8 protein-coding genes and 1 rRNA gene are annotated in these 7,833 nt (G+C 70.4%); 5 read left to right on the forward strand and 4 right to left on the reverse strand.

Features of this window, described 5'->3' with window-relative positions:
• Together rrf and C1I98_RS31295 are read left to right on the forward strand one after the other, a co-directional pair.
• Positions 1-115: ribosomal RNA gene (rrf, locus tag C1I98_RS31290) — 5S ribosomal RNA — on the forward strand; the annotation flags it as partial.
• A gap of 107 nt (positions 116-222) precedes the next feature.
• Complete coding sequence (locus C1I98_RS31295; RefSeq protein WP_146607750.1) at positions 223-729, forward strand: PH domain-containing protein; 507 nt, start codon at positions 223-225, stop codon at positions 727-729.
• Between the two features lie 420 nt (positions 730-1,149).
• On the opposite strand, the gene C1I98_RS43265 is transcribed toward C1I98_RS31295, so the two are convergent.
• Positions 1,150-2,241, reverse strand: a complete 1,092-nt coding sequence (locus tag C1I98_RS43265; protein WP_199537347.1) for a hypothetical protein — start codon at positions 2,239-2,241, stop codon at positions 1,150-1,152.
• A gap of 15 nt (positions 2,242-2,256) precedes the next feature.
• On the opposite strand from C1I98_RS43265, the gene C1I98_RS31300 reads away from it, so the two are divergent.
• Complete coding sequence (locus C1I98_RS31300) at positions 2,257-3,378, forward strand: hypothetical protein (RefSeq protein ID WP_233508344.1); 1,122 nt, start codon at positions 2,257-2,259, stop codon at positions 3,376-3,378.
• 57 nt (positions 3,379-3,435) lie between these two features.
• On the opposite strand, the gene C1I98_RS31305 is transcribed toward C1I98_RS31300, so the two are convergent.
• Positions 3,436-4,362 (reverse strand): MBL fold metallo-hydrolase, encoded by a 927-nt coding sequence (locus C1I98_RS31305; protein ID WP_233508345.1) that lies wholly within the window; start codon positions 4,360-4,362, stop codon positions 3,436-3,438.
• Between the two features lie 113 nt (positions 4,363-4,475).
• On the opposite strand from C1I98_RS31305, the gene C1I98_RS31310 reads away from it, so the two are divergent.
• Both C1I98_RS31310 and C1I98_RS45180 read left to right on the forward strand, forming a co-directional pair.
• A complete protein-coding gene (locus tag C1I98_RS31310) occupies positions 4,476-5,030 on the forward strand; it encodes a single-stranded DNA-binding protein (protein ID WP_111170974.1) in 555 nt (184 codons plus the stop codon).
• Between the two features lie 184 nt (positions 5,031-5,214).
• Entirely contained in the window at positions 5,215-5,484 is a 270-nt protein-coding gene (locus C1I98_RS45180; protein ID WP_111170975.1) for an FG-GAP repeat domain-containing protein, read from the forward strand.
• A 35-nt stretch (positions 5,485-5,519) separates the two neighbouring features.
• Here the strand turns inward: C1I98_RS45180 and C1I98_RS31320 are convergent, their stop codons facing one another.
• Positions 5,520-6,326: an SDR family NAD(P)-dependent oxidoreductase gene (locus C1I98_RS31320; protein ID WP_111170976.1), complete on the reverse strand. Its 807-nt coding sequence runs from the start codon at positions 6,324-6,326 to the stop codon at positions 5,520-5,522.
• 145 nt (positions 6,327-6,471) lie between these two features.
• Positions 6,472-7,779 carry a DUF1015 family protein gene (locus C1I98_RS31325; protein ID WP_233508347.1) on the reverse strand — a complete coding sequence of 436 codons (1,308 nt, stop codon included), beginning with the start codon at positions 7,777-7,779 and terminating at the stop codon, positions 6,472-6,474.
• Positions 7,780-7,833: the final 54 nt, after the last annotated feature.

A 7,833-nucleotide genomic window follows, 5' to 3' on the forward strand; every position in this document is an offset into this window, starting at 1 on the left:
CGGTGGTTATGGCGGTGGGGAGACACCCGGTTACATTCCGAACCCGGAAGTTAAGCCTGCCTGCGCTGATGGTACTGCACTGGGGACGGTGTGGGAGAGTAGGTCGCTGCCGCACAATCATTGAATATGAGGGCCTTGTTGTAGGGGTACGGGTTGTTATTGCCCGTCTCTCTACAACAAGGCCCTCTTCATTTTGCCTGGTGGCAAGGTAACGTACGAGACGTGAGCGAACCCATGGGAACATCGCTGGAGTGGCGGGTAAGGCGAGACTTCGTCGTGCTCAAGGCGTTGGGGCTGCTGCTGGCCATCGCTCTCATCGTGCTGAACCTCGACGACCGGCGAGCCGTCATCCTGTGCGGGATCGCCGCATTCGTGCTCGCTGTGCTCGTCGGACGTGACCTGCTCGTTCCCGTACGACTTTCGGCCGGCCCTGAGGGGGTCGTCGTGGTGCGCTGGTTCGCCGACCGGCGGTTGGTGCCCTGGGACACGGTGGAGCAGATCGCGGTGGATGTCCGGCACAGGTACGGCAGGCGCTGGGAGCACTTGGAGATCGACACCGGAGAAGCTCTCTTCGTTCTCACCTCCGCCCAGCTCGGTGGTTCCTGCACCGCCGTGGCCGCCGACCTTCGTTCGCTGAAATCCACGGCCCGGGGCGTTGGCGAGGACGTGCGAGATCTGACGGTCTCCGACGGGCCGGACAGTGCGCTGCCTGGCCGTACTGAAAACTGAGCGGCAGGGGAGACCCGTATCGCCGCACATACTCGACCGGCCTAGGCCGCGGAGGTCTTGGAGGCCTACGCGAATGGCCGGGAGGGTTCTCTCGGCTTGCTAGGCTGGAAGTGCCGGGCCACCCCACCGCGGGTGGCCCTTGTCGCGTCGGACCATGAGGCGGGCGACCAATTGCGGAAGAGCGGCCCGCGGCCGGCTCGCTGATCGAGCCAATGAAATGGACATAGAGAAGTGAACAGAGACGAAGGACCTGATGACGCGGGCCGGCGCGGAGAAGGCGGGCAGCGCGGTCCGGACGCCGGTGGGGAGAAGCCGGTGCGCGGTGGTGGTTACCGCGGAGACCGTGGCATGCCGGGGGACGGGCCCCGATACGGCGAGCGCCGCGAAAGGCACGAACGGCGCGAAGGCGGCGAAGGGCGCTCATATGCGCCGCGTGACCGTGATCGTGATCGTGACCGAAGCTCTAGCCGGGAAGGCGACCGGGACCGCGGCCGTGGCGGGGACCGATGGCAGGATCGCGACTCGCGGCCTGGTGAGCGGCGTGGTGAAGGATCCGGCGGAGGACGCTTCGAGAGGCGTTCCGATGACCGTGGCGGGCGTCCGTTCGAGCGTGGCCGTGGCGAAGGGGGCCCTGGCGAGCGCCGCGGCCCCGGTGGGCGAGACAACCGCGACGACCGCCGGAGCGGCGGAGGCTTCCGCGGGGGCGGTGACCGCCCCTACCGTCGCGACGATCGTGGTGAAGGGCGCGGTGGGGATCGTCCGTTCCGCCGTGATGACCGTGGTGAGCGGCCTGGTGGGGATCGTCCGTTCAGGCGTGACGATCGTGGTGAAGGGCGCGGTGGGGATCGTCCGTTCCGCCGTGATGACCGTGGTGAGCGGCCTGGTGGGGATCGTCCGTTCCGTCGCGATGACCGTGGTGAGCGGCGTGGCGGTGACCGTCCATTCCGGCGAGATGACCGGGCTCCGGGCCAGGGAGGCCGCGAGGGTCGGCCGTACCGGGACGACCGTGGCTCCCGTGAAGGGCGTCCGTTCCGGGCGGGCGAGCGCGATGGCCGCGGCTGGAACCGGGACGATCGGGGCGACCGGCCCTACCGTGACCGTCCTGAGCGAGGCGGAGGCTCCTCCTACGGCGATCGTGAGCGCCGGCCGTACGAACGACGCGACGACCGCGCGCCCCGCTCCTACGGTGGCGGCAGGGACGACGAGCGCCCCGCGCGGTACCGCGACCGCGACGAGGCCTCGCGTGGGTTCGGCGGGCGCCGCGATGACCGCGGTGACCGTGCCCCCCGCCGCGACTGGAACGACCGCGGCTCTGATCGCCCGCCGTTCCGCCGGGAGGACCGTCCGGGAGGGGGCGGCTACGGCGACCGCGAGCGCCGCCCCTACCAGCGCGACGACCGCGACGACCGCCGGCCGTACCAGCGCGACGACCGTGGGCGGGACCAGGACGCGCCCGGCTACTCGTCTCGCGCGAGGTTCGGGGGACGCGAGGACGACGCCCCGCGCCAGCACGAGGAGCTGCCCGAGGTGGCCGCGGACATCACGGCCGACGAACTCGACAGCGAGATCCGTGAGGAACTCGGCTCGCTGCCGGGCGACCTCGCCGACCTGATCTCTCGTCACCTGGTCGCCGCCGAGCGTGCGCTCGGTGACGACGATCCGGAGCGGGCGTACGAGCACGCCAAGGTCGCGCGGAGGTTCGCGGCCAGGATCGGCGTGGTACGCGAGGCGGCGGGAGTGACGGCGTACCGCGCCGGGCAGTTCTCGGAGGCGCTGGGCGATCTGCGTGCGGCGCGCAGGATGACCGGATCGGATGAGTATCTCCCGATCATGGCGGACTGCGAGCGCGGTCTCGGCCGCCCGGAACGTGCGCTGGACCTCGTGCGCTCGCGCGAGGCGGAACGCCTGGACCGGGCAGGGCGGATCGAGCTGACCATTGTGGAGTCGGGCGCGCGCCGTGATCTCGGCCAGCTCGACGCCGCGCTGGTGACCTTGCAGCGCCTGCCCGAGCTTCGCGACCCCCGGCCGCACCCCTGGTCGGCCCGTCTGGCCTTCGCGTACGCGGATGCCCTGGCCGAAGCCGGGCACGAGGCGGCCGCGGCCGACTGGTTCGGGCGCGCGATGGGCTTCGACGACGCCGGGGAGACCGACGCGGCGGCCCGCTACTCCCAACTCACCGGCGAGAGCGTCGCGGACATCGAGGACATCGAAGAGGGCGTCGAGCTGGACGCGGTGGACGCGGAGTCCGCTGAAGGCGTTGAGCAGGCCGAGGACGAGGAGATCGACGACCTGGCCGCACTTGACCGGCAGATCGAGGACGAGGACGATCTGGACGAGCTCGACTTCGAGGAGCAGGCTCCACCCGCCGAGTCGGCCCCCTTCCCGGCCGAGCCCTCGGGCGGCTTTGAGGACGTGCCCGACCGCGGGACGGTGACAGAGCCGGCGAAGAAGGACGACGGCCCGGCCGAGCGCAAGATCGAGGTGGAGGCCCCGGCAGTGCCCGCCTTCATCGCGCCGGATTTCGGTGACCTGGCCGACGAAGACCCCGACGATGACGAGTCCGACGCCGATGGGTCCGACGAGGAAGCACCGGACGCGGGCGAGCCTGACCGCGAAACCGGCGGCGAGCAGGGCAAGCGGAACACCTGACGATCTATTCGGCCGTTCGCGTGCCCCCGCTTTCGGCGGGGGTACGCGGCGGTGCGCTCAAAGGTTCTCCTTGCCCAGCCAGTGCAGGATGCCGGCGACGTTCGAGGGAGCGCCGCTGAGCAGCTCGAACTGCTCGGCGATCTCGGGATCGGCGCGCAGCGCGGCATAGCGTTCGCGCGTCCGGTCCCTGACCATGGCGACCGCGTGGTCCAGGTCCATTCCGGCGGAGTGCGCCTGCTTGGTCAGATCAACCCATACCCGTAGTTCTTCGGCCGATCGTTCCAGGGTCGTGGTGACGTCGTCGACCGGGCCATAGTGGCTGAACAGCAGCCGCTGCGGCTGGAGGTCGCCGAACAGCGCGATGGAGTCGAGCGCCGTGCGCAGGTCGAAGTCGGGCGGGGGCGTGGCGGGCCGCAGGTCGCCGGTTTCGGGCAGGTAGACGCCGGCGGCGTCGCCGACGTACAGGTCACCGGTCGCCGAGTCGATCAGACCCACGTGGTGCTTGGCGTGGCCGGGAGAGTAATGGCTGCTCAACGTACGCCCGGCGCCGAGGTCGATGGCGCCGGTGTCGCCGAGGGCCCTGATCCTGGACGCCTCGGTCGGTGACAGCTCGCCGAACAGCGTGTCGAGCCGGTCGCCCCACACCATCTTGGCGCTGGCCATCAGCCGGGTGGGGTCGGCCAGGTGCCGCGCGCCCTTCTCGTGTACGACGACTTCGGCGGAAGGGAAGAACCGGGCGATGTCGCCGACGCCGCCCGCGTGGTCGAGGTGGATGTGCGTGACGACCACGGTGGCCAGGTCGTCCGGGCCGACGCCGAGCGCGGCCAGCGAGTCCCGAACGATGGGCGCGGAGGTCGATGTACCGGTCTCCACGAGGCAGGGCCTGTCCCCGAGGATGAGGTAGCCGGCGGTGATTCCCGAGTAGCCGGCCATACGTGTGTCGATCTCGTACACGTCTCCGCCGAGCGCGGTGATGTTGTCCACAGGTCTCCCTCGTCGCAGGAGCGGCGTTATCCCCAGAATGGCGTTCGGGCGAATGCGCCGCACCTCACATCGTAGAGAGTGGTCCTGGTTCGCAAACTGCGAGGAGGGCCATCATGGAAGACACCACGGACCGCGACCGCGACATCAACCGCAATATCGACCGCAATGAGGTCGTCCTGTCCGGCCGGCTTTCCGGAGCGCCGGGGGTGAAACCGCTGCCCAGCGGCGACACGCTGACCACCTGGAAGCTGACCGTGCGGCGGCCGGGCCGCACACGAGAGTGCGTCACCGAGACCTTCGAGTGCATGACCTTCGACGACCCGCTAGGCAGGTCCGTGGCCGATCTCCGGCCACGAGACGTCATCGAGGTCCGGGGCACCCTGCGGCGTCGCTTCTTCACGACCGCGTACGGCAGGGCGAGCGTGCATTCGATCCTCGCCGACTCAGTGCGCGTCCTCGAACGCACCGTCACGGTCACCTTCGAGGAGTCACCCCCCACCGCCGGCCCCGCCGAAGCCGACCCTGCTCCGAGGCCGGGGACGGCTCGCCCCACCGTCCCCAGACAAAGATCGCCCAGCGGCTCACCAGGCGGGCCGGCACGTCGGAGCGGGGCCAAGGGGGCGCGCGAAAAGGAAGCGGATCGCCGTGCACGGCCATCGTTATCCTGAATGCCCTTTCAAGAGAACAGAAGACGCCTATTCCACTTACGCAAGGCGGCAGGCCACATAACGACTAGCGGCCACAATCTTCAGGAGCAATCCCCCCATCTGGCAGGCGAAGGGCCGGGGCGTGGACCCCTCCGGCGAAGATCGCCAACGCCTGGCCAACCTCAGGGAGATCCGCTAGGCCGACATCAACGGCGACAAACGCGCCGACCGCATCCTGATCACGGCCAAGGGCGGGGCACGGGCCTGGATCAACGAAGGGGCCAGGGGCGCGGGCGGCACCTATCGTGACATCGGCAGGATCGCCGGAGACGCCGAGGTGCCACCCAAGGACGTCCGGTCCGCAGACATGGACGGCGACGGCAAGGCCGACTTCGTGCGCATCGGCTGGACCGGCGTCACCCATGCCTGGCTCAATGAACTGCCCGCGGACTACTTGGCCACCTTCCACCCATGAGGCCATCCCATGAGGTCACCCCCGAGAGGAGCGGGTCATACCGCCTTGACGAAACCCGAGTCCACGGTGAACTCCGCGCCGGTGGTGCTGGCCGAGCGGGGAGAGGCGAGCAGTACCACCACGTCGGCGATCTCCTCAGGGTCGGCCAGGCGGCCCGTCGTCAGGCGCATGGTCTCGGGGACCAGCTTGTCCAGGACGCCGGTGCGGTCGGTTCCCACCCGGCCGGCGAGCCGGTCGGCGACGCCGCCCGGGTCGGTCCACCAGGGGGTCAGCACCGGGCCGGGGGAGACGGTGTTGACCCGGATGCCCTGCGGCCCGAACTCCTCCGACAGCGCCTTGGTGAGGTTGTTCATCGCCGCCTTCGCCGCCCCGTAGTCCACGTTGATCTGGGAAGGCTGCCGCGCGTTGGCCGAAGAGACGTTGACGATCGAGCCGCCGCCTCCGCTCAGCATGTGCGGGATGGCCGCCCGTACCGTCCGCACCGCCGAGAAGAGGTTGAACTCGAACATCGCCCGCCAGTCCTCATCGCTCGCGTCGAAGAAGGAGTCGCGCGGCAGATCCACCCCGGGCGGCGGCCCGCCCGCGTTGTTCACCAGGATGTCCAGGCCGCCGAACTCCCGCACGGCGCGTGCCACGGTCCGGGCGGGGGCCTCGGGGTCCATCAGATCGACGGCCTCGTGTACCAGGTCCGGTCCGGTGAGCGCGGTCAGTTCCGGCCCGGCCGTACGGGAGGCGGCGACCACCTTCGCGCCTTCCGCCAGCAGTGCCCGGGTCACGGCCAGCCCGATCCCCTTCGAGGCGCCGGTGACCACCGCGACGCGGCCTGTGAGTCGCATGTCCATGACGGTTTCCCTTCGTTGCCACAAAAATGCGGCCCGGCCCATGCCGGGCCGTCCGCGCCACCCGAAGGTATTCCGGCCGCCGGATCGGCCGCCGGTGCTCACGAGACCGGCAATTCCAGCGGTTTTCCGTCCTCGCTTGCGGAGGTCAGCCGCCGTCGAAGGTGCGCATCACCAGGCCCGTCCGCGGCTTGGGCCCGAACGAGGTGGACTTGCGCGGCACCCGCTCGCCCCCCGCCGCGACCGCGAGCACCTGGTCCAGCGACAGGGGATTGAGGATCACCGCGGTGCCGCCGGTGTCGCGGGCCTGCCGCACGGCGGCCCGCGCGTCGTGGTGCACGATCCGCACGGCCTGCTCGTCGTCGCTCAGCCCCCACACCTTCGGCAGCAGGAACTCCGCCAGGATCGAGGTGTTCAGCGCCGCCCACCGGGCCGATCGCGCGGCCGGCATGGCGTGCTCGAGCTGCAACGGGTCGGGCCCGGTGAGCAGGTGGCAGGCCGTGCCCTCGCCCGCGAGCAGGTAGGCGGGCTCGTCGGCCGCCGCCAGCGCGGCCAGTCCCGCCGCGAGGTCGGCGTGCTCGTGCGCCTGGCACGCGCCCTTGGCCCTGCTCACCGCCTGTGCCAACGGCAGCCCGGGGATGACCCGGTGGATGGGGTTGAGGTCGGGCGGGTAGGCGCTGGCGTCCACGATGAGGGCGAGCCCGTAGTCCCAGGGGCCGGCCGCCTCCTCGCGCGCACCGGCCTGCGCGTGGCGCTCGGCCTGCAACGCGCGGTAGGTGGCGTAACGGTGGTGCCCGTCGGCGATCAGGGCCTGGCGGGGGCGCAGGTCATCGCCGAGCAGCGCCAGTTCGACCGCGTCGGTCACCGCCCACAGCCGGTGCCGCAGCCCGTCGTCCGTGTCCGCCTGCACCAGCGGGACACGCGTCGTGGCGATGTCGTCCACCAGGTGCGTGGCGGTCCCGCCGCCGTCGTAGACCAGGAAGATGGGCTCCAGGTTGGCCTCGGTGACGCGCATCAGCGCCAGCCGGTCGGCCACCGGGCCGGGCATGACGTCCTCGTGCGGCAGGATGATCCGCCGCTCGGGGTCGGCCAGGGCGACCGCGCCGATCATGCCGCGCTGCAGTACGTGATCGCCCGCCGCCTGTTCGTAGACGTACACCGCGGGCTCGCCGTCCAGCGCGAGCACACCGGCATCGAGCCAGTCGCGCAGTGTGTCACGCGCCCGCGGGTAGTCGTGGTGATCCACACCGGGAAGGATCAGCCGCACCACGTTGTTGGGATGAACGGCAAGCAACTCGCGGACATCGTCGTCGGAGATCAGATCGTATGGCGGAGAGGTGACCTTGGCCGTCTCCTCGACGCCGTTCGCGCCGCCGGGGGACCCGACGGAAAAGCGCACTCCTCGGAACGGGCGCAGGACCAGTCCATCAGGTACCGGCAGTTCAGGATTCGCCATATCGGGCATGCTCCCACAGAGTTCTGAATCGTCCAGAGCCCACCCCGAGAGGGC

This window comes from Spongiactinospora gelatinilytica (genome assembly GCF_003236385.1).
GTDB classification, from domain to species: domain Bacteria; phylum Actinomycetota; class Actinomycetes; order Streptosporangiales; family Streptosporangiaceae; genus Spongiactinospora; species Spongiactinospora gelatinilytica.

Excerpts from the sequence above, each read along its gene's own strand:
- C1I98_RS31310 (WP_111170974.1), top strand. The coding sequence starts at position 4,476 with ATGGAAGACACCACGGACCGCGACCGCGACATCAACCGCAATATCGAC.
- C1I98_RS31320 (WP_111170976.1), bottom strand. The coding sequence starts at position 6,326 with ATGGACATGCGACTCACAGGCCGCGTCGCGGTGGTCACCGGCGCCTCG.
- C1I98_RS31325 (WP_233508347.1), bottom strand. The coding sequence starts at position 7,779 with ATGGCGAATCCTGAACTGCCGGTACCTGATGGACTGGTCCTGCGCCCG.